The following is a 24,129-nucleotide window of genomic DNA, read 5'->3' as shown; positions in this document are numbered from 1 at the left end:
TCGGATGGGTTTGTGATAATCTGGCGCTGCTCATTTCAAGTAATAGGGGCTTGGATTGAGTGGTCTCCTTTCGCCCCATAGTGGGCAAGAAAGGGGTTAGGGATGGGGAAGGCCCCGTCGGCTTCGGTCGGCGGGGCCTTCACTTATGTAAATTTAAGTGTTTTACCGAAGCTGGGGTTTGGTTACACTATTCCTGTATTTGCAATGTATGTGCGAAATAAACTGGCGCGCATTTATTGATTGGAGCTTTCCATGAATCTCACGACCAGCCGCGGCGGCCGTAAATCCGGCCGCGCAGGCATCACTCTCGCATCGACGATCGCTCTTGCCCTGGGCGGCGCTGCGGTCATCGCCCCGTCCCCGCACGCCGGGGCACAGGAAGCAGGAGACGAAAACCTTACCTACACGGGTGACATGGTTTCGCTGGGGGACCAGCAAGCACCAAGTGGACTTATTGACAAGACGTGTACACTCGATCTAGGAAAGGCCGACGAACGCGATGAGGCAGGCAAATATGCCAATCACGCCGGACTCACGTTCCAGACGCACAACCCCAGTAGCGCATCTCCAGACAAAACTGGATTTGGCCTCCAGATGCACTTTGACACCTCGAAGCAGCGCACGTTCACGGGGGCCGTCTTTACCGACGGTGGGAGAGTCCCTGTAGCGGCCGGTGAATTGGACGCCGTCCCAGAGGGCGAGAAGCTAACCCCGGACAACTCATTTACGGTCAACGGCACAGCTGACCCCGCCGAAATCGAAGCTAGCAGAACACAACGAAATCTGAATGGCGACTTCACCTTCAGCGAGCAGTTTCAGCAGCAAGCCGTTGGCGATAAGGGACTGACCCTTGCGTGGAAGGGTAATTACACGCAAGACAACCCTGGAGTCAAGTTCTTCGGTGATAACTTCTTCATCACCGCGAACGTCAACCCGTGGCCCAGCGAGACCGATAACTGCGTGCCGTTGCAGCTTGACTGGGCGGACGTGTCCAAGGCAGTGGTCAAGCCTGGCGAGAAGGTGAAGATTGCGAACGCCATCGGCGAAGTTCCTGAAAGCGACCTGGCTCGACTGCGCATCAAGGTGGCGGACGGTAGCGGTCAGATGCTTGAAAACGTCACCATCACGCGCGAGGGTTCCGACTTCTTCCTTACCTGGCCGACATTCGTCGACGATGCGGTGCTGGACAGCCTGCAAGGGCTTCGGTTTACCGCCGTCGCGCTGCCACGAGAAGTTCAGCAGCTTGACGAGCTGGCGAAAAACGCTAAGGATACAGGAGATCAACCGATCCCAGGTGAGGCTACCGATAGCTCCATCGCGCTGCCACGCTACAACACCGCGAACGAGATTAGCTCGCACGCTATCAGCGTCGACGACACCCTGTATCACGACCCGCAATACAAGAAGAACCAGGTGACCATCACCTCCGGCATCGTGGATGGCCAGCCAAGCGATCAGACGCAGAAGATCACCTTCGAGCCCGTCGCGGACAAGAACCGCGATACGCTTGCGGACCTGAAGAAGAAGTACGACGCCAAGATCACCCTCGACGACCGCCTCGTCTACGAAGGCTGGACCGCCGAGTTCGCTGACCCTGAAAAGGACGACTACCGCGTGATCGTCACGGCGCCAGCGGGCTTCGACAAGCCGGTCCCCGGCACGTTTGCCCAGCCCGTTGTCAACGTGCGCTACTCCAACGGCTCCAAGGACGTCATCCCGCTGCTCGTGGTAGTGGCCCCGAACCACACGCAGCAGACCGAGCTCAAGTACCCCAAAGAGACTAAGCAGGGCGCTCAGGGCACGCCCCTGACCGCTGAAGCGACGCTGACGCGAGTACTGGGCAAGGGGGACGTCATCAAGCCTGCTAAGTACGAAATCGTCGAAGGCTCCTACGACAAGGACCACTGGGAAGAAGTCACGGTCGATAAAGACGGCAACGTCACCGCAAAGTCCAAGAAGGACGCCCCGAACTTCACCACGATCACGCCGAAAGTGAAGGCAACCTACCCGGACGGCACCACCGATGAGGCACCGGTCTCGTTCCAGGTTGTGTCGAACGTGAAGGTGCCGGAATACGGCGCAACCTCGGGTAAGGCAAAGGACACGGTCACCCTGAAGCCGACGGTCCCATCGAAGGGTCTGGGTGGCAAGGAAACCGACGAGCAGCCGAACCGCTACACCTTCCCTGACGGTTCCCTGGAGTACAAGGTCGGCGACTGGACTATCACCGTCGACGAGAAGACAGGTGAGCTCACCAGCACCATCCCGGAGAACGCGCTGCCGGGCGCCTACATCACGGTGCCGGTGAAGACGTACTACGCAAGCGGCTCGGTGCCGCAGGAAGTCACCGGCACCATCAACGTGATTGGCGACGGTACAGGTTCCGATATTGCGAACTACCCGCCGAAGGTCACCAAGGCGGGGATGAAGGTGTCCTCCAACATCAATACGCAGCTGTCGGACCCGAAGCTGGCGAAGTACGAGCTGCCGAAGAGCCTGCCGGAGGGGTGGACGTTCGACGTCGCCGATGACGGCACCGTGACCGCGACCCCACCCAAGGACGCGAAGCCAGGGGACGAGGAAACCATCAGCATCCACGTCAACTACCCTGACGGCTCCGAAGCCGACGTCCCTGTCACCGTCACCGTCGTGGGTGAGGACAAGGACATGAACAACCCGAAGTACCCAACCAAGACTGGGAAGCCGGGCGACAAGGTCACCAGTCCCGTCGATGATAAGGACATCCGCAAGGAGTCGGAACCAAAGTTCTCCCTCATCACGGACCCGAAGGACCCGAACTACATCGCGCCACCGCGCAACCTGACATGGGACCAGGTCAAGATCGACCCGAAGACGGGCACGATCACCACCCCGATCAGCGAGAACGCCGTGCCTGGCAGCTCCGCCGACATCCCTGTGCGTGTCACGTACAAGGACGGATCGTCAGACACCACCATCGCCACCGTCGTGGTGGTCGGCGACCAAGCCAACGTCTACGAGCCGCGCTATGCACAGCAGGAGACGAAGCCGGGCGTCGCAAAGACATCCGACATCACCAAGGACACCAAGGTCCCAGACAAGGACCTGGACGAAAAAACGCCGTACAGCGTGCCTGATAAGGTTGACGGCTGGACCGTCAGCGTAGACAAAAACGGTCAGGTCACCGCCACGCCACCGAAGACGGCGAAGCCAGGCGACCACATCGACGTTCCTGTCACTGTCAAATACGAGGATGGCTCCAAGGACGTAGTCAACGCGCCGTTCGTGGTGCGGCAGGAAGACAAGGACATTTATGAGCCGGGCTACTCCGTCGAGTCGACGGCCCCGAACAAGTACGTCAGCCGTCTGATCTCGCCGAAGGACCTGCCGGAAGGTACCACGTACAAGCTGGAGGCCCCGAAGGAGGGCGACTGGAAGTACGAGATCAACCCGGACACGGGCGAGGTCACTGTTACACCGCCGGCAGACGCGAAGCCGGGCGACAAGCAGACCAAGAACGTCACGGTCAAATACCCGGACGGCTCCACGGAGGAAGTCCCGGTCACCACAATCGTGAACCTGACCAACAACTACCAGGCCGAGCCTGCCTACCCGCCGAAGACCACCTACCCGGGTGAGCAGACGGTGTCGCCGCTGAGCATCGAGAAGCCAGCGGGGCTTGAGGTTGCCAAGGAGAACCCGTACCTGATCCAGCCAGCAGAAGGCAAGATCACCCCGACGGGCGAGAACAACGAGTTCGGCAACCCGATCTACAAGGTCCTGAGCGAAAAGGGCAAGTTGTGGGACGCCAGCCTGGACAAGGACGGCAACATCCTGGCCACCCCGCCAGCCGACGCCGAACCAGGCGACCTGATCAACGTCCCAGTCCTGGTCACGTACGCTGACGGCTCCGTCGACACCACCAGCGCGCCAATCACGGTCGTTGGTCAGCCGAAGCGTGAGCTGCCGTTCGACGTGAAGGTCGTAGAGGACCCGAACATCCCAGCCGGCGAGCACAAGGTCGTCACCAAGGGCGTACCGGGCACTGAAGTCATGGACCGCGACGGCAACTGGGTACGCAAGACGGACCCGGTCACCGAAGAGATCCATGTTGGCACCAAGCCAGCCACCGCTGGCACGACAACCACCTGGACCGCGCCGATCCCGCACGGTTTCATCGAACGCCCGAACAAAGAGCTGGAGCCGGGCACCATCAAGGTTGTCGAGGAAGGCGAGAACGGCGAGAAGACGTTCACCGCTGACTTCAGCGCAACCGGTGGCAAAGCTGGCGTCGAAACGAAGGAAGAAACCACGAAGGAGCCGAAGGACCGCATCGTTGAATACGGCCCGGCGGCGGACGCAACCGAGCTGGTCACCAAGACCACCAAGCGCGTCCCATTCGAAACCGAAGTCACCATCGACCCGACCCTGAAACCGGGCGAAAAGGTCGTCGACCAGCAGGGCGAGTACGGCGAAGAGGTAGAAACCTCCACGCAGAAGATCGAGAACGGCAAGCCTTCCGGCGACCCAGTTGTTGATACCAAGCGCACCAAGGAGCCAGTCACCGAGAAAATCCGTGTTGGCGCAATGACCAAGAACACGGACGTCGCCAAGACCGAGGTCGAGGTGCCGTTCGAAACCCGGATCGTCTTCGACCCCGAGCTGGAAGTCGGAGAGCAGAAAGTCGACCCCGAGCACCCAGGCGTACCTGGCAAGGACGAGGTGACCACCACCCGGACCATCGAGAACTCCCAAATCACCGACATCCACACCGAAAAGACGCGCGTCACTGAACCACAGGACCGCATCATTCGCGTCGGCACCAAGGAGAAGCCAGGCGTCACGCCTGAAATCCACTGGACGGAAGAAACCCCGTTCAAGGTCATCGTGAAGGAAGACCCGACTCTCGACGCCGGCACCCACAAGATCGCGCAGCCAGGCAAGGTAGGCAAGATCTCGCACAAGGTGATCGACGGCGTCCCACAGAAGCCGGAAATCCAAGAGCCAGTCGACCAAATCATCCTGGTTGGCACCAAGAAGCAAACCAAGCAGACTGAGCTACGCGAGACCATCCACACCCCAGTCCCATTCGAGACTAAAATCCGCAAGGTAGACACCCTGCCAGCCGGCGCAGTACGCACCGTGCAGGAAGGCACCTACGGCGAAAAGGTCACCGAAAAGGTCTGGAAGCTTGTCGACGGCACCGTCCAAGGCGACCCCGTCGAAAACACCACCGACACCAAGACACCGCAAAACCGCATCATTGAGGTCGGCGTCGGCAAGGTCGTGCCAACCTACGGCAAGGTCGTCCAGGAGCCAGGCTCCACCGACGAAGTGCCACTGCACGAAGGTTCCAAGGTCCCAGCAAACGCCAAGGTCGAAATCGACCCCGACTGGAAGCCAGAAATCGAAGGCTGGAAGGCCACCATCGACGAGCACGGCAACGTCTTGTCGACGCCACCAGCAAACGCCAAACCTGGCGACTCCGTCCTGATCCCAGTCAAGGTCACCTACGGCGACGGCAGCAGCGTCATCGTCCCGGCCTTCGCCTCCGTGAAGGACAAGTCCGACGCCCCGAAGGCCAACTACGGTGCGCTCAAGACACTGCCAGGAGAAACCCACACCCAGCAGCCCGAAAACGCGGCTGAGGGCGACAAGTTCTCCGTACCGGGCGACGTCGACGGCTGGGAAGTATCCGTCGACGACAACGGCGTCGTCTCCGCAACGACACCGAAGGACGCCAAGCCAGGCGACTGGATCCGCGTCCCCGTCACCGTCACCCCGAAGAACGGCGAAACCTACACCACCTACGCCGTGTTCACCGTCGGCAACCAGCCAATCGAGCCATCCGAGCCGCTGAAGCCAGGCAAGCCGGATCAGCCAGGCCAGCCTGGTGAGCCGGGTGAGCCTTCGACGCCTGAGGTGCCTGGCCTGTACTACCCGCCGGCCATCACCACCCCGGGCACTGACGTGCCGGTCAACATCGGCAAGCACACCGACGGCAACACCTACGAAGTAGGCGCGCTGCCGAAGGGTTGGAAGGCGACCATTTCCAAGGAAGGCAACCTGCTGGTCACCCCACCAGCCGACGCCACCCCAGGCGAAAAGGTCGACATCCCAGTCACCGTCACCACCGCCAGCGGCAAGAAGTACGAGGTGAAGACGGTAGTGGGCATCATCGCCAAGGACAGCAGCGCGACGGACAAGCCTGGCAAGCCTGGCAAGCCTGGTGAAGGCTCCTCCGCCGACGGCTTCAAGCGCTGCATGGCCAACATGTTCGCGCTCAACAGCCCGATTCTGTGGCTGCTGCCAATCGGCCTCGCAGCCGCAGTCGGCGCACCAATCGCGGAAGCCCTCCAGCCACAGTTGAACGGCCTGACCGCCCAGTTCAACGAAGCAATGCGTCGCAACACCCCAGACCGGGGCGAAGGCGGCCGTGGCTGGGAACGCCCAGACTGGGTACGCGAAATTGATGCGCAGGTCGCAGCCATCAACAAGCAGTTCGCCCCAATCGGCGAGCAGCTGCGCCCAATCGGTATCGCACTCGGCGCAATCGCCGCCGGCGCCCTCGCGATCTCCCTGATCAAGCAGGCGTGCGAACCCGAAGGCTTCGACCACGGCATGACCATCTTCGGTTCCTCCAAGGAAGGCGAGCCAAGCGCAGCCTCCAGCAAGAAGGGCGCCATCCATGACGCCATCATGGGGAGCTCCAACAAGGAGAACAAGGAGAAGTAGCGCCGTCTAGGCCAGTGAACCCGCCCAACCACCGACTCGTTTCGGTGGGGGGCGGGTTTTCGCGTGTGAACTTTTGGCCTGTAAAAAGTGAGCCAGTGACAAAGGACGCAACTAACAAAAATTAGGCATTTTGTGACCAGCTGGTTTGTATGTCTGGTCCAAACGTGGTTGCGTCTTTTGTCACTCACCCCTTCAGGTAAGGAAAGCAACGCCAAAACCCCGCCGCAGAAGCGGCGGGGTTTTCATTGGTCGGGATAACAGGATTTGAACCTGCGACCTCTTCGTCCCGAACGAAGCGCGCTACCAAGCTGCGCCATATCCCGTGGGCACAAGGATATGTTACTCCTACGCCCACGAAAAACAAAAGCAGTGGTCAGGGCCGTTCCGTGATGTGGAGCAACGCCGCGGATGGCGGGCAGAAGATGCGTACGGGGGCGTACTTGGAGGTGCCCAGCCCGTTGGAGACTTCCATCCACATGCGGCCGAAGCGGTGCAGGCCGGAGGCGCGCTCGCGGTCGATGTCGGCGTTGGTGACGATTGCGCGCTCGCCAGGGAGGCAGATTTGGCCGCCGTGGGTGTGACCGGAGAGGGCCAGCTGGTAGCCGTCGCGTTCGAAGGCGTCGAGGACTTCCCGGTAGGGGGCGTGGAGCAGTGCGATGGACAGGTCCGCGTCGGGGTGGGGTGCGCCGGCGATTGCGGAGTAGTCGTGAAGGTTGTGGTGTGGGTCGTCGACGCCGGTGATGGCGAGGCGGACGTCGTTAATTTTGAACTCGAGGCGGCGGTGCGTGGCGTCCTGCCAGCCGTGCTCGATGAACGCGGCGCGCATGCCTTCCCAGGGGAGGTCGACGTAGGAGGGCTCGCGCTTCGTGCCAAGCAAGTACTTGAAGGGGTTGACGGGGCGGGGTGCCCAGTAGTCGTTGGTGCCGAAGACGAACGCGCCCGGGACGTCCAGGAGCGGGCCGAGGGCCTGGAAGACCCAGGGCACACCCTTGGGGTCGGAGAGGTTGTCGCCGGTGTTGATCACCAGGTCGGGGTGGAGTTCGGCGAGGCTGGAGACCCAGGCGACTTTGGCGTGTTGGCCGGGGATCATGTGGAGGTCGCTGACGTGCAGGATGTCGAAGGTGTCCCGCCCGCTGAGGGTGCCGGGTGGGAGGAGGGGGAGGGTGTATTCCTTCAGTCGGTAGTTGTTGAGTTGGCTCACGCCGTACGCGGCAGTGGCTCCGGCGACCCCGGCGGCAACTCCGGCGGCGCGCGTGAGGCGTTTGAGGGAAGTGTTCACGCGTCCTAGCGTACAGATGGACTACGCTTTTCCACATGAGTGAATTGAAAGCACAGCTGCGCGCAGACCTGAAGACCGCGATGAAGGCGAAGGAGAAGGAGCGCACCGGCACGATCCGTATGTTGCTTGCCGCGATCCAGACCGCTGAGACCGAGGGTGCGAAGCACGAGGTGGATGATGCGGAGATCTTGAAGATTATTGCTCGCGAGGTAAAGAAGCGCCGCGAGTCCGCGGAGATTTACGCCACGAACGGCCGCCAAGAGCTTGCCGACGCCGAACTCCGCGAAGCCGAAATCCTCGAGGCATACCAGCCTGCCCAGCTCACCGACGAGGAAGTCGACGCCCTGGTGGAGGAGGCCGTCGCCGAGGTCGGTGCGGAGTCGATGGCGCAGATGGGTCAGGTCATGAAGGCTGCGAACGCGAAAGCCGCCGGCCGTGTTGACGGCAAGCGGCTTTCCACGGCGGTCAAGGCCCGCCTGAGCTAGGGCTAGTTAGCCTTATTGGAAGACGCTCGTGAGCGCATCGCGGGCGTCGTTGAGTGACTGCTGGATGCCGTCGAAGTCGACGGCGGGGGCTTGCGTGCTGGTCGGCGGGGTGGACGCCGACGGTGACGCGGTGGGGGAGGCGGCGCTGCCGTCGGACACGTTGAGGGTGACCATGGTGCCCTGCGTGAGTGCGGGGTTGGCGGGGATCGCGGCGATGACGTTGCCGGTGGGCGCCCCGTTGCCGAAGACGGTTTGAGTGGTCACGTTGAACCCTTGCGCCTGGAGCTGCTGCTTCGCGGTGGCGGCCGGGAGGCCGACGACGGCGTCGAGCGCCGACTGCTTCGTGCCGCGCGTGTAGGTCGCACTGGTCGGCGGCAGGCCCGCGGCCGCGGCGCCGGGCACGCCGTGGGCGGCTTGGAACCAGGTGCGCGCGGCCTCGTTGCCGCCGAACAGGTTGCCTACGGAGCACTGACGCACTGGGCCGGTGCACAGCGGGGTGGTTTGGGTGCCGTCGTTGAAAATGTACGGCGCGCCGGCCATCCCGCGGGTGAACCCGAGGAACGCGGAGGACTGGTGGGACTCCGTGGTGCCGGTCTTGGCTGCGACGGGCGAGGTCCACCGGGCGGCGGCGGCTGCGTCCTTGGCGGTGCCGTCGATAGAGTCGTGTGACATACCGAGGGCGAGCGCGCCCGCGATCTCCGGGTCGAGGACTTGCTCGCACGGCGGGCGTTGGATGAACACTTCCTGCCCGTGCTTATCCACCACGCTCTTGATTGGGTTCGGCTCGCACCAGCGGCCACCCGCGGCCAGCGTGGCGCCCACGTTGGAGAGCTCGAGCGGGTTCACCGCGGTGGGGCCCAGGACGAAGGAGCCCATGTTTTCTTCCTTCGCCGCTTGGGCGACGGAGCGGCCGTCGCCAAACGTATTGGGCTCGGTGTAGGAGCGAAGGCCCAGGCGCACCGCCATATCCACTGTCGGGGTGACGCCGACGCTCTGGATGAGCTCGATGAACGACGTGTTCGGAGACTGGGCCAGGGCGTCGCGCAGGGTCATTTGTGGCGGGTAGACGCCGGCGTTCTCCACGCAATAGGCGCCTGCGGGGCAGCCTGCGGCGCCGCCCTTGCCCATGCCGTAGACCACGGAGCGCACCGGCGTGTTCAGCATCGAGTCGAGCCCGTAACCCTGCTCGAGCGCAGCCGCGGCGGTGAAAATCTTGAATACGGAACCTGCGCCGTTGCCCACCATCGACGTGGGCTGCGGCAAGATCGTCTGGTTCTTCTCCAGCTCAAGGCCGTAGTAGCGCGAGGACGCCATCGCGAGGATGTCGCGGGAGTCCGCGCCGGGCCGGATCACGTTGAGGACCTCGGCCACGCCGTGGGTGGCGGGGTTGACGTTGTTACGCACCGCCTGCACTGTTGATGCCTGCACCGCGGGGTCCAGGGTGGTGGTGATGGTGTAGGAACCGCGCTCGATCTCGTCGAGGCTCAGGCCCTTGCTCTCCAGGTATTGCAGGGCGTAGTCACACATGAAGCCCGCGTCGCCGGCGGTGATGCAGCCGTCCGGCAGGCCCTTCGGCTTGTCCACCACGCCCAGTGGGGTCGCCGCGTAGCGGTCCGCCTCCTCCTGGGTGAGGTGGCCTTCGTTCGCCATGTTCTGCAGGACGGTGTTGCGGCGCTGCGTCGCGCCCTCCGGGTTCGTGTATGGGTTGAGGTACTCCACCGACTGCAGCAGGCCCACCAGCAGCGCCGCCTGCGGCGGGTTCAGCTCGGACGCTGGGATGTCGAAGTAGATACGCGCTGCGGCTTCGATGCCGTAGGCGTGGTTCCCGAAGGAGACAAGGTTGAGATAGCGGGTGAGGATCTCGTCCTTCGTCAGCGTCTTGTCCAGGTCGGAGGCCATGCGCATCTCCCGCAGCTTCCTCGGGATCGACTGCTCAGTCGCGGCCTGCGCCTCCTCGTCGTTGCCGGCCTCGACGAGCCACAGGTAGTTCTTCACGTACTGCTGATTAATTGTCGACGCCCCCTGCTCAACACCACCCGCCAGCACATTCGTCACCATGGCCCTCGCGAAGCCCTGCATATCAACGCCGTCATGCATATAAAAGCGTCGATCCTCTGTGGAAACCAGTGCATGTTTTACATGCGCTGAAATTTTTTCGCTCGGGACTTCGTATCTACGCTGTTTGTATAACCACGCAATGGGGGTGCCGTTGACGTCCGTGACAGTCGTGACGCCGGGGACATCACCGTGCGTCAGGTCGAGCAAATTCGACTGCATTGTATTCGCGGTGCGCGCAATAGCGAGGCCCGTCAGGCCCGCGACCGGCGCCAAACACAGGGCAATCGCCAGCGCAACGGCGCAAAGGCCGAGCAAAAGGTTTCCAAAGGAACGAAGTGCACTCACACCGTTACCTTAAATGAAACGCGGGGGAGAGTGAATAGGACGCCCCCATCTTTCGTGTGACGCATTTTACAAGGTGCATACCCTGTGAATACACTTACAAGCGCTTAATGGGTCTAAGTATTATACTTTGCCTCCGCTTGAAAGGAGACCGATTCATGACTGCCACTCTTGGAACCGCGACTTGCGAGGACACCCGCGCCATTCCGCGCCGCGTGAACTCCGCTGGGGAGCTTGTGTTTGACCGTGGGGAGTGGATTACTCGTGCAATCTGTCGCACAGGTGACCCAGACGCTCTCTTCGTACAAGGTGCCGAACAGCGCAAGGCCGCAGAAATTTGTCGACGCTGCCCCGTCCAACTCGAGTGCCTCGCCGAGGCGCTGGAAAACCGGGTCGAGTTCGGCGTGTGGGGTGGCCTGACTGAGCGCCAGCGCCGCGCCGTCCTGCGCAAAAACCCGCAGGTCAACGACTGGGGCGAGCACCTCGTTGCAGGACGTGAGATTATCGGCCTCTAAATATCGTCTAGGGTAGTGGCCATGACGAAATGGGAATACGCAACGGTTCCGTTGCTCACGCACGCCACGAAGCAAATCCTGGACACCTGGGGTGAAGACGGCTGGGAACTGGTCACCGTCACCCCAGGCCCGACGCCCGACAGCGTCGTCGCCTACATGAAGCGCCCGCAGGAGTAGGCCATGGCACACACAGATTGGGACGCGCGCCTCGCCGAGCTCGGCATTACCCTGCCCGCCGTCGCCGCGCCCGTTGCCGCCTACGTCCCCGCAGTGCAGACCGGCAACCACGTGCACACGTCCGGGCAGCTCCCATTTATCGACGGCTCCCTCCCCGCCACCGGCAAAGTCGGCGCCGACGTTTCCGCCGACGACGCCTACGGCTACGCCCGGCAGGCCGCCCTCAACGCGCTAGCTGCCGTCGATAATTTGGTGGGCCTCGAGCGCATCAAGCGCGTCGTGAAAGTCGTAGGCTTCGTCGCCTCCGACCCAACCTTCACCGGCCAACCCGGCGTGATCAACGGCGCCTCCGACGTCATCGGCGACATCTTCGGCGACGCCGGCGCCCACGCCCGCTCCGCCGTCGGCGTTGCCGTCCTCCCCCTCGACAGCCCAGTCGAAGTCGAGATCATCGTCGAGCTCGACTGATACCGCGCGGTGCCCCTAAGCGGGGGAATCGCACTGTTTCGCAGCAAAAACCGGGCACAAGGCGGTAGGGTGGGTGACATGCAGCATCCCGCTTATAGTCAGTTGCGTCCTGTAACGGCATCCGTCGCGGTCGTTCTAGCGCCCAATCCAAGCTACGCGGCGCTCGAAGGCACAAACTCCTGGGTCGTGCGCGACCCCGAAGACGAATACAGCATCGTCGTCGATCCGGGCCCAGAAGACGAAGGCCACCTCAACGTCCTGCAAGCAAAAGCAGACAAGGTCGCCCTCATCCTGCTCACCCACCGCCACCACGACCACGCCGACGGCGCCCGCCGCTTCTCGCAACTCACCGGCGCCCCCATCAGGGCCCTCGACGCCCGCTACACCCACGGCGCCGAGCCGCTCACCGACGGCGAGATCATCTCCGTCGAAGGCGTCTCCCCCAAAATCCAGGTCGTAGCCACCCCCGGTCACACCGCCGACTCCACCTGCTTCTTCGTCTACACCCACGACATCGAAGACGACCAACTCGAAGGCATCATCACCGGCGACACCATCGCCGGCCGCCACACCACCATGATCTCCGAAACCGACGGCGACCTGGCCCAATACCTGGAGACGCTCTCCATGCTGGAACGCCGCGGCAAGAACATCCCGCTGCTGCCCGGCCACGGCCCCGACGCCGCCGACCTCTCCGCCTTCGCCCGCAAATACATCGACCGTCGCGAACAGCGCCTCGACCAAATCCGCGAAGCCCTGAAGAAGTACGGCGAGGACGTAGACATCAACACCCTCGTCGACGCCATCTACGACGACGTCGACCCCGTCCTCCGCGGCGCCGCCGAACAGTCCACCCGCGTCGCTCTGCGCTACCTGAAGGAACACTAGTTCCTGGTGTTTCGAGTTCTAGAGCCCTAGTTGCCTTAGTTGTGGATGCCGGCAACTAGGGCTTTTGCTTTGCCTTTTCATGCCTGCGGGGAACTTTTTGCGGGTTCTGGTCGGCTTCGGGGTGGGTGGGTCGGCGTTTCCGCTGGTGGCCGGGCCTCACCTCTTTGCGCGGCGGGTGCGGGGTTGAAATGGTTCCCCGCGGCTGGGTGGTGCCGCATCAAAGTCCAGGTCGCGAAAACCTGGCGCGGGATTTTGGTGCGCCTCCGCTTGCGCAGTGACAAAAGACGCAATCGAAAAGAGGCTAGACATTCAAACCGCCTGTTAGAAAAAGGGCTATTCAAAAAAGTGTGCGTCTTTTGTCACTGGATCCTCTAATGGGCAGAAGAAAACCCCCGGGGAAGGCCCAGGGGTTCACAAATAACAGGCAAAAGCAGCCTACCGCGCGCGGCGGGCGAGGTGCTCCGTGTTCACGATGACCACGGACTTGCCCTCGAGGCGGATCCAGTCGCGGTGGGCGAAGGTTGCCAGGGCTTTGTTGACGGTCTCGCGGGACGCGCCGACAAGCTGGGCGATTTCCTCTTGGGTGAGGTCGTGGTTGACGCGGAGGACGCCGCCTTCCTGGGAACCGAATCGGTTCGCCAGCTGGAGCAGCGTCTTGGCGACGCGGCCGGGCACATCAGTGAAGATGAGGTCGGCGAGGGAGGCGTTGGTGCGGCGGAGGCGGCGGGCCAGGACGCGCAGGAGCTGCTGGGAGATTTCTGGGTGGTTGTCGATCCACTTCTTCAGCAGTGTGGAGTCCATGGTGGCCGCGGTGACTTCGGTGACGCACACTGCGGAGGAGGTGCGTGGGCCTGGGTCGAAGATGGAGAGTTCGCCGAACATGTCGGAGGGGCCCATGACGGAGAGGAGGTTTTCGCGTCCGTCGGGGGCGTGGCGGGCGAGTTTCACTTTGCCGCTGATGATGATGTAGAGGCGGTTGCCGGGTTCACCTTCGTCGAAAATGGTGGTGCCGCGGTTGAAGGTGACTGTTTCCATGTCTTGGATCAGTGCTGTGACGGCCGCGGGATCCACGCCTTGAAATATGCCCGCGCGGGCGAGAATTTCTTGTGCGCCTTCCATGAATCCTCCTTTTGGACTGGTGTGACATCCCGTGTTGGTTGTCACGTTAGCTCTTGAAGTGTGCGTTTGTCACACCACACTGTGAACTGTACCACTAGTCGACGACTGCGGACTCCAGGTGTTCCATTCCTATCGTGAACAGCCCGAGAATGAGGGGAATCGCGACGACTAAAAGTACTGCCATGTGTCCATCGTATCGCTTACCCCGTTAAGGTGAGAAAGCATGTCTGGTTCGTTGACGCCGCAGCGGCGGCGGGTCCCTGGTAAGCATCCGGTGTTGGAGGGTGAGGAGTCGCTGTTGGCGCGGAAGCGTCGGGCGCGGAGGATTAACCGTACGCTGGCGAAAGCGTTCCCGGATGCACATGCGGAGTTGGATTTTTCGAACCCGTTGGAGTTGCTTGTGGCGACGGTGTTGTCGGCGCAGACGACGGATGTGCGGGTGAATCAGGTCACCCCCGCGCTGTTCCGGGCGTATCCGACGGCGGCGGATTATGCGGCGGCGTCGCAAGCGGAGGTTGAGGAGATTATTCGCCCGACGGGCTTCTTCCGCGCGAAGGCTGCGAACCTGATTGGGTTGGGGCAGAAGTTGGTGTCGGATTTTGGTGGTGAGGTGCCGGTCGCGTTGGAGGACTTGGTGAGCTTGCCGGGGGTGGGGCGCAAGACGGCGCACGTTGTGCGGGGGAATGCGTTTGGGAGGCCGGGGTTGACCGTCGATACGCATTTTCAGCGTTTGATGCACAGGCTGAAGCTTATCGACGCCTCCTTGGGTTCAAATGCGGTGAAGATCGAGCATGCTGTGGCTGAGTTGATTGAGCCTTCGGAGTGGACGATGTTTTCCCACCGGATCATTTTTGAGGGTCGGCGGGTGTGTCATGCGAAGTCGCCTGCGTGTGGTGTCTGCCCTATCGCGTACGATTGTCCCAGCTTTGGTCTGGAGGGTCCGACGGACCCGGCTGAGGCCGCGAAACGTGTCAAGGGCGAGATGGAGCAGCTGTGAGTGCGAGTAGGTCGGTGGGCGCGAGTGTTGCCGCGATTGTGGTGGTGACGGCGCTGGTGGTCGGGGGTGCGTGGCAGTTGTTGCGCCCTGACCAACCTGCGCAGCCGGGCGACCAGCCCGCACCGACGGCGCAGGTGGCTCAGCGCCCCGATTGCCCTGGGCCGACTGTGGCTGGTGTCGCGCTGCCGTGTTTGGGTGGGGAGACGGGGCAGGAGTCGGAGTCGGGCTTGACGGTGGTGAACGTGTGGGCGTGGTGGTGTGAACCGTGCCGCGCGGAGTTGCCGCTGTTTGACACGTTGGCGGAGGCGCACCCGGACGTGCGTGTGGTGGGGGTCCATGCGGATGGGAATGCGGCGAATGGGGCGGCGTTGTTGGGGGATGTGGGCGTCGATATGCCGAGTTATCAGGATAGTGAGAATGCGTTTGCGGGCGCGTTGGGGTTGCCGGCGGTGGTGCCGTTGACGTTGGTGCTGCGCGATGGGCACCAGGTTGGGCTGTTCCCGAAGGAGTTCGGCTCCCTGGAGGAGCTTGAGGCGGCGGTGGGTCTCTAGTGCTTATCGACGCCTTCATCCTCATCATTGTGCTCGCCGCCTGTGTCAGTGGTTGGCGGCGCGGCGCGTTTTCGGCGGTGCTGTCGGCGCTGGGCATCGTGGCTGGCCTGACGCTCGCGGTGGTGGGGCTGCCGCCACTTCTTGAGCGGGCGGACGCCCAGTGGGTGCGCGTGGCGGGGCTGATTGTGGTGGTTGTGCTGGTGGTCTGCTTGGGGTCCTTCGCGGGCTCGACGGTGGGTGATTGGGTACATGACCGGTTCCGTCGGAAGGCGGCGCAGCGTCTCGATTCGCTGTTTGGTGCCCTGTTCCAGGGTGTCGTGGCGGTGGCGTTGGTGTGGTGCGTGTGTATGCCGTTGGCGGCGTCGTTGCCGGGGGCGTGGGCGAAGCAGTTGCAGAGCTCGCGGGTGCTGACGCAGATTGATGCCGCGATGCCTGCGGCGGGCAAGCAGTTGCCGTCGCAGGTGGCGGCGGTGCTGGCGGATTCGGGGCTGCCGCCGCTGATTTCGCCGTTTGCTTCGGATGGGCACACGGAGGTCGACGCCCCCGACCCGTCGGTTGCGCGCCCCGAGCTTGTCGACGCCGCGCGCGCCTCCGTAGTGCACGTGATGGGGGATGCGGAGTCCTGCAGCAGGCGGCTGATGGGCTCCGGCTTCGTGATCGAGGACGGCTACGTGCTCACCAACGCCCACGTCGTAGCGGGGACGGAGACGGTGTCCCTGGACACGGTGCTTGGCGTGAAGAAGGCCAAGGTGGTCTTCTACGACTCGGAGGCGGACATTGCGGTGCTGCACGCGGAGGCGCTGGGGATCGCGCCGCTGCGCTGGGCGGAGGGGACGCTGCGCACCGGCGACAGCGCCCTGGTGATGGGGTTCCCGGAGTCCGGCCCGTTCGAGGCGATGCCGGTGCGGGTGCGCAACCAGGTCAGCCTGTCCGGCCCGGACATTTACGCGAAGCGGCACGTGCAGCGCCAGGTGTACACCATCCGCGGCAATATCCGCCAGGGCAACTCCGGTGGGCCGATGCTCACCCCGTCCGGCGCGGTGGCGGGCATGGTGTTCGGGGCGTCCGTGGACGCCACGGAAACCGGCTACGTGCTGACGACGCAGCAGATCCTGGAGCGCACAGGCGAGATCGCAGACCTGCGGGAGCAGGTAGGCACGGGGGCCTGCGTCGGCCGCTAGCTTCTGAGCACGTGCTACATGCGGGCTTCGATGCGTGCGAGCTCCATGATGTAGGGCAGCGCGTTGGTAATGTGGGTGCCGTCCTGGCGCAGACGCAGATGGTCGGCGGTGGCGTCCTCGGGCTGGTTGCGCAGCAGGTCGCGCAGCCACAGTTGGTCGAAGAGCGCCGGGACATGGCGGTAGAGCGCCGTCGGTACAAAGGCTGCCTTGGTGCCAGTCCACGGGCGCGGGGTGTGCCGCGTGACCAGATGCGGGGAGCGCTCCCGCAGCGTGTTCGTGATCACGGTGGAGGCGCCAGCGCTGATCACCTCCGCAGAGTCGTGGCCAAGCGTGTGGATCGCGCCCTTCAGGTCACCGGCGTGCAGCAGGAGGGCGTCGCCGCTGCGGCGCACCGGCTTGTCGGACAGGCCGCAGCCACGCAGGTCGAGGGCTGCGACGTGATAGCCGGAATCGGCAAAGTCGGCGATGCGGTTGCGGTAGTCATACCAGCCACCGAACGCGCTGTGCAGCAGCAACAGCAGAGGATTCGTAGGGTCGCCCGCGACGGCCGCATGCAGGCGCAACCCACGAGTGTGCAACCACTCGTGGGTGAATGGGCCAGGTAGGTCGATGGCCGAAGGGGACGTCGAAAAGTGGGGCACGCCTTAGTTCGAGCCCGTGTAGAGCCCGGAGCTGTCCTTGGCAAGGTTCTTCTGCGCCTGGCCTGGGCGCAGATTCTTCAGCTCGTTGACGGAATCAATGGTCTTCTTCGGCGCGCGGATCTTCTTCAGGCTCTTCACGCCGACCAGCGCCAGGATGCCCGCCAGAGCGATCATGATGGCGAAGACGATCAGGAACGCCCAACCGCGGTGCATCCAGGAGGACAGCATCTCGGCGAACGCGAAGAAGAGGAAGAAGGAGGAATACAGGGCGATAACACCCGCGACGCCCAGGAGGCCACCGCCGACGGCGCCCTTCTTGGCCTCGCCGATGACCTCGGCCTTCGCCAGCTCAATCTCGCCGCGAACCAGGGTAGATACCTGCTCGGAGGCGTTCGAAATCAACGTACCGATGGAGTCCTTGCCCGGGTGGGTGACATCGGTGTCGTGCAAAGGAATCGAGTTGACCTTTGCGGACACTGCGGACGTTCCACTGGTGTACAGACCTTCGTTGCTCACTGTATGTTCAACCTTCCTGCGATTATTGAATGCACTCAACCCTAGCAACCATTGATGGGATTTGTCGCACACGCTCAGGGCTTAGGCAGACTTATCTTTCTTCATGGCCTTCGCCAGCAGCGTCCCTGCCACGGCCAACGCGGTCACGCCCGCTATGACGGACGCCCCGATACCGACTTCTTTCGCGTTCGGCATCTGGATCAGCGGCTCCGGGTTCTTGAACGTCTGCACGTCCCAGCCCTCCGCCTGTGCGTGTTTGCGCAGCGCCCGGTCCGGGTTGACGGCGACGGGGTTGCCCACCAGCTCCAGCATGGGGATGTCGGTGGCGGAGTCGGAGTAGGCGTAGCTTCGCTCCAGGTCGTAGCCGTGTTCGGCGACGAATTCGCGGATGGCTTCGGCCTTGGCGTCGCCTTTGAGGTAGCGGGTGATGCGGCCGGTGAGGGTGTCGTCGACAACTTCGACCTCGCTGGCCACAATCATGTCGATGCCCAGCTCCTTCGCAATCGGCGCGACAAGAATGTTTGCCGACGCCGAAATAATAATGACGTCGTGGCCGAGCTTGCGGTGCGTCTCGATGAGCTCGCGGGCCTCCGAGTAGATCGCCGGGGTGATCACGTTGTGCATGGTCTCGGTGGTAACGGCGGCGACGTCCTCGACGCTCCAGCCGGTGATCATGTTGGCCAGGTTGTCGCGGGTGGTGTCCATCTTTTCGCTGCTCTGCCCGACGAGCATGTAGGCGGCCTTAGTCAGGTAGAGGTCCAGCGCTTCCTGGCGTGTGATCATGCCGTTGTTCAGGAACTCTTTGCCGAACGCGAACACGGACGAGGTGGCGATGATCGTCTTATCCAGATCAAAAAACGCCGCTACCGGTGCCGAGTTCGAAGCCATGTGGCACATTCTAACGCCACATACACGAACATGTCGGGCCGTGCGGCGTCTTATCCACAAAACGAGGTTGAACGCTCAGGCAGCACGGGAGTTATCCACAGGCGCGGTACAAACCGTTGTGGCGGCGGTGTGGCGTCAGCGATGCTCGAGGTCATGAGCACGCACAACATCACCATCGCCGTCAACGACGCGGCACTGCACCCCGAGGCCATGCACCTCGCGGCGGCAACAGGGATGCCCGTCACCGACCTCAGTAGCGCCGAGCCGGCGGAAGTCGCCCGCCGCTGTGAGCAGGCCTTCGCCATACTTATCGACGCCCACTTCGCCACCCACCTGCCCCCAGCAGTACTGCGCCGCCCGAACTGTTTCGAGCTCGGCCAGCAGCGCGGTGCCTACGACGTTCCGGACCAGTCCGGGCAGCTGCTGCGCGCGATTGGGGCGCTGCGGACCCCGAAGGAACGCGGCCGAGTCATCGGCGTGGTCGGCGCGTCCGGCGGCGTGGGGGCCTCAACATTCGCGGCGGTGTGCGCCAGGGCCGCGGCGCCCTCGACCCTGGTGGATGGGCACGCCCACTCGGGCGGGCTGGACCTGCTGCTCGGCATTGAGGAGGAAATCGGGGCCAGGTGGGGCGAGATCGCGATCGGCGAGGGCGCTGTGGCCCGCGAGGACGTGCGCCGCGCGCTGCCCGCCACCCCGGACGGCGTGGCGGTGATGACGTGTAGCAGGGAGGTCGCTGGTGCGGGGTTGGGCTCTTTCGCTTCTGTTGACGAGCTGGAGGCGCTGGTGGAGGTGCTCGGCACCGGCGGGGTGACCGTGGTGGACGCTCCGTGCGCGCAGCTGCCCGCGCGCGTTGATGTGGTGGCGATCCTGGTCGCCCCGCAGGTCAGGGTGGTGTCCGCGGCGGCGCAGCTGGTCGCCGAGTGCGAGCGAGCAGGGCTGCGGCACGTGCTGGTGGTCAGGGACATCGGGTGGGCAGGCATCGGGGTGAATGAGATCGCCGCGATTGCTGGCTCGCGGGTGGTGGCCACCATCGGCCAGGTGCGCGGGCTGACGAAGCGCGTCGAGCAGCGCGGCCTACCGTCGCGCTTGCCTACTGGGCTTGCGAAGGCGGCGAAGGCTGTGCTCGAGGAGGTGGCCTCATGAGCCTCATCGATCGCGATCTGCTGCTCCGCGTGCAACGCCGCATGGCCGACGAACCCGGGGAGGTTGACGCCACCCGGCTTGCGGCGCTGATCCGCGAAGAGGCCGTCGTCATCAGTGACGTGGACGTACTGGCGGCGATGCGCCAACTTCGCGACGACACCTCCGGCGCCGGGCCCCTGGAGCCGCTGCTCGCCGGCGGCGAGGTGACCGATATCTGCGTCAACGCCCCCGACCGCGTGTTCGTGGACCGCGGGCACGGCCTCGAGCGCAGTGAGATCCGCTTCGACTCCGAGGAGGCCGTGCGTCGCCTAGCCACCCGCCTGGCGTTGCGCTGCGGGCGTCGCCTTGACGACGCCCAACCCTACTGCGACGGCCATTTCCGCAGGCCGGACGGCTCGATTATCCGCTTCCACGCGGTGCTGGCTCCCACGGCCGTGGCGGGCACGTGCCTGTCGCTGCGCGTGCTGCGCACCACCACTGCCACCCTCGACGAGTTGGTGGCCAGCGGCACGATGGATGAGGAACGCGCCGAGATGCTGCGCGAAATCGTGCGGGCCCGGCGCGCCTTCGTCATCGTGGGCGGGACGGGTTCGGGCAAGACGACGTTGCTCTCCGCGATGCTTGCGGAGGTGGCCCCGCACGAGCGGATCTTGGCGATCGAGGACACCCTGGAGTTGACCCCGAACCACCCGCACGTGCTGAACCTGAATACGCGGGCGGTGAACACGGAGGGCGCTGGCCAGGTCACGATTGCGGACCTGGTGCGGCAGTCGCTGCGGATGCGCCCGGACCGGATCGTGGTGGGGGAGATCCGCGGGGCGGAGGTGACGGACCTCCTTGCGGCCCTGAACACCGGCCACGAGGGTGGCGCTGGCACCTTGCACGCGAATGCGATTGAGGAGGTCCCGGCCCGGTTTGAGGCGCTCGCCGCGCTCGGTGGGATGGGGCGCGACGCCCTGCATGCGCAGTTGGCGCCGGCCCTGGATACGGTGATTGTGATGCAGCGCCGCCCCGACGGCCGCCGCGTCCTGCACCAGATCGGTGTGCTGGAGGGCAACCCGGTGACCACGCGAGTGATTTGGCAGCGGCCATGACGTACCTGTTCGCATTCGCGGCCTGCGTGGCCTGGACGGGAGGGGTGCCTGCGCGCCGGATTCGCCCGCACGTGGTGTCGTGGGGGTGGGTGCCGCCGGTGGCGCTCGCGGTGGCGCTGCTGGTGATCGTGACGGATCGCGCGGCGGTGGTCATCGCCGCGGCGCTCGCCGGGGCGGCGGCGCTCTACGCCTACTCGCGACGCCGCGCCGGGCAGGCATTGGTGCGACGCCAGGAGGCGGCCTCGCAGTTCCTCGGCCACATCAGCGCTAGCCTGCAGGCCGGTTCCTCGCTTCTCGACGCCACGCTGCGCGCCACCGAGCAACTCCCCGATACCACCCCCACCGACTTGCGTGCCGACGCTTCCCTGTTCTGCCACGTGCTACGCACCGGCGACGCCGCAGGCCTGCGCACCCCGGAGCTGTCCCGCGTGGAAGCGCTGTGGCGGGTCGGGGTGCAACGCGGCGTGCCGATCGCCTCCCTGGTCACCGCCGCCCGCGAGGAGATCGACGCTGCGCTGCGCCACCGCGCCGCCACCACTGCGGCGCTGGCCGGGCCGAAGACCAGCGCGGTGGTGCTCTCCCTGCTCCCGCTGGCCGGGATCGGGATGGGTGCCGCGATGGGGGCACGCCCGCTGCACTTTTTGGCCGGAACCAACCTGGGCGGGGTGCTACTCATCGTCGGCACCGCGCTGGTGGGGGCCGGTTTCTGTACGTCACAACACATCATCGAAAGGGCAACCCAATGAGTACGTTTGTTACCGCTTTGTGCGTCGCTGGCGCGATGGCCGTCGCCGGGCACAGCCCGCGCGGCAGGGTGGGGCGCGACGTGACCCGGGCGCCGAAGACTCCGCGGGACGGGCCGTCGCCAAGCCCCGGCAGGAGCGCAACCGACATCCGGCTCTTCGCGGCGTGCTGCCGCGCAGGCCTGCCGGTTGCAGCCGCCGCGGGCGCAGTGGCCGACACCCACGGCGAGGACCCAAGCCCCTGGCACACCGTGGCAGCGCTCAGCGCGCTCGGGGCCGACCCGGCACGCGCCTGGGCGGAGCTGCACACAGTGCCGGGCGGTGAGGAGCTCGCGCACCTGGTGGCCCTGTCCAACGCTACCGGCGCAACCCTCGCCGCGGGATGTGAGCGCATCGCGGTCAGCCTGACCGCGGACGCCGCCGACCACGCCACCGCCCGCGCCGAGCGCGCCGGGGTGCTCATCGCACTCCCACTGACCGCCTTCTTCCTGCCGGCGTTCTTCGTCCTCGGCCTGGCGCCCGTGGTGGTCAGCCTGGGCCAAACCCTGTTCTAAAACACCAACAACTAATAAGGAGAATGAAATGTCTACAAACTTTATCCACGCTGCAGCTGCCCGCATTGTTGTGCATATGCAGGCCAAACTCGCCAACGACGACGGCTTGTCCACCATCGAATACGCCTTTGGCACGTTGGCTGCCGCGGCCCTCGCCGGGGTGCTGTACATGGTGGTCACCAGCAACGGCGTCTCCGACGCCATCGAAGGCGTGATCACCGACGCCCTGACCAACAAGCCGGGCTAGCCCATGAACACCATCGAGGCAGCGCTCTCCCTGAGCGCTTTGGTGGTCGTCGCCGGTGCGATCGTCGCGGCGCTCGCCGCGATGGGCGCCTACATCTCGGCGGTGGACATCGCCGGGGCAGCGGCCCGCGCGCACGCCATCGGCCTGGACTACGATCCGCCCGCCGGGCGCGTGAGCACCCAGGAACGCGGCGGCATGGTCACCGTGACCGCCCGCGTGCGCGGCATGGAGGCCACCGCCATCTTCCCAACCGAGTTCGGAGGCTAGCCATGCTTGGTCAACTCCGAAACGAGGAAGGCTCCGCATCCGTCACCACGGCGGGCATCATCGCCGCGGTGACCGCGCTGGCTCTTGCGGTTGCGGCGGTGGTTGCCGGGGTGGCGAACGCCCACCGGGCGCGCGTCGCCGCCGACCTTTCGGCCGTCGCCGCGGCCACCGCCCTCTACCAAGGTGTCGACGCCTGCTCCGCCGCCAACGACACCGCCCAGGCCAACGGTGGAAGCGTCGAAACGTGCGAAGTCGACGAGTCAGACGTGCAGGTCAGCGTGCGTGTCGGCCGGGCAGTGCAGGCAGCGCGCGCTGGGCCGGTCTAGTGCGGGTTTATCCGGTGAGCAGCACCCCAAGTGCTGCCAGCGCCGCCAGGACGCACGGCACAACCTCCGCCTTGCCGATGTCCTTGGCAGTCCACCGCTTCCCGCGACGCGCGCTCAGTGGGAAGTACACCGCGCGGGCCAGCGCCAACACCAGTACCGCGACCATCCACCAACCGAACCCAACAAGGAGGGCATATACGACCATCACCACGATTGCCACCACGTGGTAGCCGATACTGAACGCCAACATGGCGCTGCTGCCGCGGTCACGCACCATCGTCTTGACCAGCGGCACCGTCCCGGTGAAGTAGAGCGCCAAAAACGTCGTTGCCACCATTGCCGGGCTGGACCAACCAGTCGGCAACCCGGCTAGGTGCGCGATTACCGCGACCAGTAGTGCGGAGGCGACCGTCGTTGCTGCGCCACTGGCCAGCGAGCGTGGCCTGCGTTGCAGCGTTTCCCACACCGCGATCCAGACCAACGGCGCGTAGCGCCACGCCCACTCGAGCACCGACGGATCCTGCACGACGACGATCGTCACCGCGACCAGGGAGATCGCTCCGTAGGTGAGTACTGGCGGCATGTACTGGCGGCGTCGCTCCACAGTGCGTGCCCGCGCTGCCTGCCCAAAGGCGAAGAACGCGCAATATCCGATAAACCACGCAATCAACAACCACACGATCGCGGCCGGGAAGCGCTCGGTGCCGAACGCGACGCCGAGAGTCCCCACGATGGCGGGGGTGAGCGCCATTGCCCACGCGCCGTGCTGGTTCGGGATCCACATGCGGAGTGTGCGTTTATCCATGCCCCGCAGTGTATCAATCAAAAGGACCACGATTAAGCTGAAAAATCAATAACCCCGGCGATGTACCCCTACTTTCGCAGTGCAGGGATCGTTCCGGGGCTTTCGAGGTAAAGGATAGCATTTCCCCTGCA

Annotated in this window: 23 protein-coding genes and 1 tRNA gene; 16 read left to right on the top strand and 8 right to left on the bottom strand. The window is 64.3% G+C overall.

Annotated features, from left to right (window positions below):
* Positions 1-252: 252 nt before the first annotated feature.
* On the top strand, positions 253-6,714 hold the full coding sequence (locus tag BJP08_RS10940) for a YPDG domain-containing protein (RefSeq protein WP_071569556.1): 6,462 nt from the start codon (positions 253-255) through the stop codon (positions 6,712-6,714).
* A 246-nt stretch (positions 6,715-6,960) separates the two neighbouring features.
* On the opposite strand, the gene BJP08_RS10935 is transcribed toward BJP08_RS10940, so the two are convergent.
* Positions 6,961-7,037 (bottom strand) — tRNA-Pro (locus BJP08_RS10935).
* A 50-nt stretch (positions 7,038-7,087) separates the two neighbouring features.
* Positions 7,088-7,993, bottom strand: a complete 906-nt coding sequence (locus tag BJP08_RS10930) for a metallophosphoesterase (protein ID WP_071569555.1) — start codon at positions 7,991-7,993, stop codon at positions 7,088-7,090.
* A 35-nt stretch (positions 7,994-8,028) separates the two neighbouring features.
* Between BJP08_RS10930 and BJP08_RS10925 the strand changes: the two genes are divergently transcribed.
* Positions 8,029-8,478 carry a GatB/YqeY domain-containing protein gene (locus tag BJP08_RS10925; protein ID WP_071569554.1) on the top strand — a complete coding sequence of 150 codons (450 nt, stop codon included), beginning with the start codon at positions 8,029-8,031 and terminating at the stop codon, positions 8,476-8,478.
* Positions 8,479-8,490: 12 nt separating this feature from the next.
* Here BJP08_RS10925 and BJP08_RS10920 read toward each other — a convergent pair whose 3' ends face one another.
* The gene (locus BJP08_RS10920; protein WP_071569553.1) at positions 8,491-10,881 is read right to left on the bottom strand and encodes a transglycosylase domain-containing protein; all 2,391 of its coding nucleotides are present in this window, start codon (positions 10,879-10,881) and stop codon (positions 8,491-8,493) included.
* Positions 10,882-11,036: 155 nt separating this feature from the next.
* Here BJP08_RS10920 and BJP08_RS10915 point away from each other — a divergent pair, with 155 nt between their 5' ends.
* From BJP08_RS10915 to BJP08_RS10900, 4 genes are all read left to right on the top strand, one after another.
* Complete coding sequence (locus BJP08_RS10915; protein ID WP_083428533.1) at positions 11,037-11,393, top strand: WhiB family transcriptional regulator; 357 nt, start codon at positions 11,037-11,039, stop codon at positions 11,391-11,393.
* Positions 11,394-11,414: 21 nt separating this feature from the next.
* Positions 11,415-11,570 (top strand): DUF4177 domain-containing protein, encoded by a 156-nt coding sequence (locus BJP08_RS11525; RefSeq protein ID WP_071569552.1) that lies wholly within the window; start codon positions 11,415-11,417, stop codon positions 11,568-11,570.
* A 3-nt stretch (positions 11,571-11,573) separates the two neighbouring features.
* A complete protein-coding gene (locus tag BJP08_RS10905; protein ID WP_071569551.1) occupies positions 11,574-12,038 on the top strand; it encodes a RidA family protein in 465 nt (154 codons plus the stop codon).
* A gap of 78 nt (positions 12,039-12,116) precedes the next feature.
* Positions 12,117-12,926, top strand: coding sequence for an MBL fold metallo-hydrolase (locus tag BJP08_RS10900; RefSeq protein WP_071569614.1), 810 nt, complete (start codon positions 12,117-12,119; stop codon positions 12,924-12,926).
* Between the two features lie 435 nt (positions 12,927-13,361).
* Here BJP08_RS10900 and glxR read toward each other — a convergent pair whose 3' ends face one another.
* Positions 13,362-14,045, bottom strand: a complete 684-nt coding sequence (glxR, locus tag BJP08_RS10895; RefSeq protein ID WP_071569550.1) for a CRP-like cAMP-activated global transcriptional regulator GlxR — start codon at positions 14,043-14,045, stop codon at positions 13,362-13,364.
* Positions 14,046-14,268: 223 nt separating this feature from the next.
* On the opposite strand from glxR, the gene nth reads away from it, so the two are divergent.
* The 3 genes from nth to BJP08_RS10880 are packed head-to-tail and all read left to right on the top strand — an operon-like array spanning position 14,269 to position 16,774.
* On the top strand, positions 14,269-15,042 hold the full coding sequence (gene nth, locus BJP08_RS10890; RefSeq protein ID WP_071569549.1) for an endonuclease III: 774 nt from the start codon (positions 14,269-14,271) through the stop codon (positions 15,040-15,042).
* Entirely contained in the window at positions 15,039-15,593 is a 555-nt protein-coding gene (locus tag BJP08_RS10885; RefSeq protein WP_255364823.1) for a TlpA disulfide reductase family protein, read from the top strand. Before nth ends, BJP08_RS10885 begins: the two co-directional genes overlap by 4 nt.
* A complete protein-coding gene (locus BJP08_RS10880; RefSeq protein ID WP_071569548.1) occupies positions 15,593-16,774 on the top strand; it encodes a MarP family serine protease in 1,182 nt (393 codons plus the stop codon). Before BJP08_RS10885 ends, BJP08_RS10880 begins: the two co-directional genes overlap by 1 nt.
* A 14-nt stretch (positions 16,775-16,788) precedes the next feature.
* On the opposite strand, the gene BJP08_RS10875 is transcribed toward BJP08_RS10880, so the two are convergent.
* The 3 genes from BJP08_RS10875 to BJP08_RS10865 all read right to left on the bottom strand — a co-directional run bounded on the left by BJP08_RS10875 (position 16,789) and on the right by BJP08_RS10865 (position 18,819).
* A complete protein-coding gene (locus BJP08_RS10875) occupies positions 16,789-17,415 on the bottom strand; it encodes an alpha/beta fold hydrolase (protein ID WP_071569547.1) in 627 nt (208 codons plus the stop codon).
* A gap of 3 nt (positions 17,416-17,418) precedes the next feature.
* Positions 17,419-17,931, bottom strand: a complete 513-nt coding sequence (locus BJP08_RS10870; protein WP_070363251.1) for a phage holin family protein — start codon at positions 17,929-17,931, stop codon at positions 17,419-17,421.
* Between the two features lie 81 nt (positions 17,932-18,012).
* Positions 18,013-18,819, bottom strand: coding sequence for an HAD family phosphatase (locus BJP08_RS10865; RefSeq protein WP_071569546.1), 807 nt, complete (start codon positions 18,817-18,819; stop codon positions 18,013-18,015).
* A 153-nt stretch (positions 18,820-18,972) separates the two neighbouring features.
* Between BJP08_RS10865 and BJP08_RS10860 the strand changes: the two genes are divergently transcribed.
* The 7 genes from BJP08_RS10860 to BJP08_RS10830 all read left to right on the top strand — a co-directional run bounded on the left by BJP08_RS10860 (position 18,973) and on the right by BJP08_RS10830 (position 23,193).
* On the top strand, positions 18,973-19,962 hold the full coding sequence (locus BJP08_RS10860; RefSeq protein WP_071569612.1) for a hypothetical protein: 990 nt from the start codon (positions 18,973-18,975) through the stop codon (positions 19,960-19,962).
* On the top strand, positions 19,959-21,056 hold the full coding sequence (locus BJP08_RS10855; RefSeq protein ID WP_071569545.1) for a TadA family conjugal transfer-associated ATPase: 1,098 nt from the start codon (positions 19,959-19,961) through the stop codon (positions 21,054-21,056). The genes BJP08_RS10860 and BJP08_RS10855 overlap by 4 nt, the downstream gene beginning before the upstream one ends.
* 26 nt (positions 21,057-21,082) lie before the next feature.
* Entirely contained in the window at positions 21,083-21,802 is a 720-nt protein-coding gene (locus BJP08_RS10850) for a type II secretion system F family protein (protein ID WP_143110103.1), read from the top strand.
* Positions 21,799-22,353 (top strand): type II secretion system F family protein, encoded by a 555-nt coding sequence (locus tag BJP08_RS10845; protein WP_071569544.1) that lies wholly within the window; start codon positions 21,799-21,801, stop codon positions 22,351-22,353. Before BJP08_RS10850 ends, BJP08_RS10845 begins: the two co-directional genes overlap by 4 nt.
* Positions 22,354-22,429: 76 nt before the next feature.
* Complete coding sequence (locus BJP08_RS10840) at positions 22,430-22,600, top strand: DUF4244 domain-containing protein (protein ID WP_083428543.1); 171 nt, start codon at positions 22,430-22,432, stop codon at positions 22,598-22,600.
* A 3-nt stretch (positions 22,601-22,603) separates the two neighbouring features.
* Entirely contained in the window at positions 22,604-22,867 is a 264-nt protein-coding gene (locus tag BJP08_RS10835) for a hypothetical protein (RefSeq protein WP_071569542.1), read from the top strand.
* A 2-nt stretch (positions 22,868-22,869) separates the two neighbouring features.
* Positions 22,870-23,193 (top strand): Rv3654c family TadE-like protein, encoded by a 324-nt coding sequence (locus BJP08_RS10830; RefSeq protein WP_071569541.1) that lies wholly within the window; start codon positions 22,870-22,872, stop codon positions 23,191-23,193.
* 7 nt (positions 23,194-23,200) lie between these two features.
* Here the strand turns inward: BJP08_RS10830 and BJP08_RS10825 are convergent, their stop codons facing one another.
* On the bottom strand, positions 23,201-23,998 hold the full coding sequence (locus BJP08_RS10825; protein ID WP_071569540.1) for a YwiC-like family protein: 798 nt from the start codon (positions 23,996-23,998) through the stop codon (positions 23,201-23,203).
* Positions 23,999-24,129 lie beyond the last annotated feature (131 nt).

The sequence above is a fragment of the Corynebacterium sp. NML140438 genome, from assembly GCF_001875725.1.
In the GTDB taxonomy this organism is placed as follows: domain Bacteria; phylum Actinomycetota; class Actinomycetes; order Mycobacteriales; family Mycobacteriaceae; genus Corynebacterium.
This window is presented reverse-complemented; position numbering and strand designations above follow the sequence as displayed.

Excerpts from the sequence above, each read along its gene's own strand:
- BJP08_RS10940 (WP_071569556.1), top strand. The coding sequence starts at position 253 with ATGAATCTCACGACCAGCCGCGGCGGCCGTAAATCCGGCCGCGCAGGC.
- BJP08_RS10925 (WP_071569554.1), top strand. The coding sequence starts at position 8,029 with ATGAGTGAATTGAAAGCACAGCTGCGCGCAGACCTGAAGACCGCGATG.
- BJP08_RS10915 (WP_083428533.1), top strand. The coding sequence starts at position 11,037 with ATGACTGCCACTCTTGGAACCGCGACTTGCGAGGACACCCGCGCCATT.
- BJP08_RS11525 (WP_071569552.1), top strand. The coding sequence starts at position 11,415 with ATGACGAAATGGGAATACGCAACGGTTCCGTTGCTCACGCACGCCACG.
- BJP08_RS10905 (WP_071569551.1), top strand. The coding sequence starts at position 11,574 with ATGGCACACACAGATTGGGACGCGCGCCTCGCCGAGCTCGGCATTACC.
- BJP08_RS10900 (WP_071569614.1), top strand. The coding sequence starts at position 12,117 with ATGCAGCATCCCGCTTATAGTCAGTTGCGTCCTGTAACGGCATCCGTC.
- glxR (WP_071569550.1), bottom strand. The coding sequence starts at position 14,045 with ATGGAAGGCGCACAAGAAATTCTCGCCCGCGCGGGCATATTTCAAGGC.
- nth (WP_071569549.1), top strand. The coding sequence starts at position 14,269 with ATGTCTGGTTCGTTGACGCCGCAGCGGCGGCGGGTCCCTGGTAAGCAT.
- BJP08_RS10865 (WP_071569546.1), bottom strand. The coding sequence starts at position 18,819 with ATGGCTTCGAACTCGGCACCGGTAGCGGCGTTTTTTGATCTGGATAAG.
- BJP08_RS10860 (WP_071569612.1), top strand. The coding sequence starts at position 18,973 with ATGAGCACGCACAACATCACCATCGCCGTCAACGACGCGGCACTGCAC.
- BJP08_RS10855 (WP_071569545.1), top strand. The coding sequence starts at position 19,959 with ATGAGCCTCATCGATCGCGATCTGCTGCTCCGCGTGCAACGCCGCATG.
- BJP08_RS10845 (WP_071569544.1), top strand. The coding sequence starts at position 21,799 with ATGAGTACGTTTGTTACCGCTTTGTGCGTCGCTGGCGCGATGGCCGTC.
- BJP08_RS10840 (WP_083428543.1), top strand. The coding sequence starts at position 22,430 with ATGCAGGCCAAACTCGCCAACGACGACGGCTTGTCCACCATCGAATAC.
- BJP08_RS10835 (WP_071569542.1), top strand. The coding sequence starts at position 22,604 with ATGAACACCATCGAGGCAGCGCTCTCCCTGAGCGCTTTGGTGGTCGTC.
- BJP08_RS10830 (WP_071569541.1), top strand. The coding sequence starts at position 22,870 with ATGCTTGGTCAACTCCGAAACGAGGAAGGCTCCGCATCCGTCACCACG.
- BJP08_RS10825 (WP_071569540.1), bottom strand. The coding sequence starts at position 23,998 with ATGGATAAACGCACACTCCGCATGTGGATCCCGAACCAGCACGGCGCG.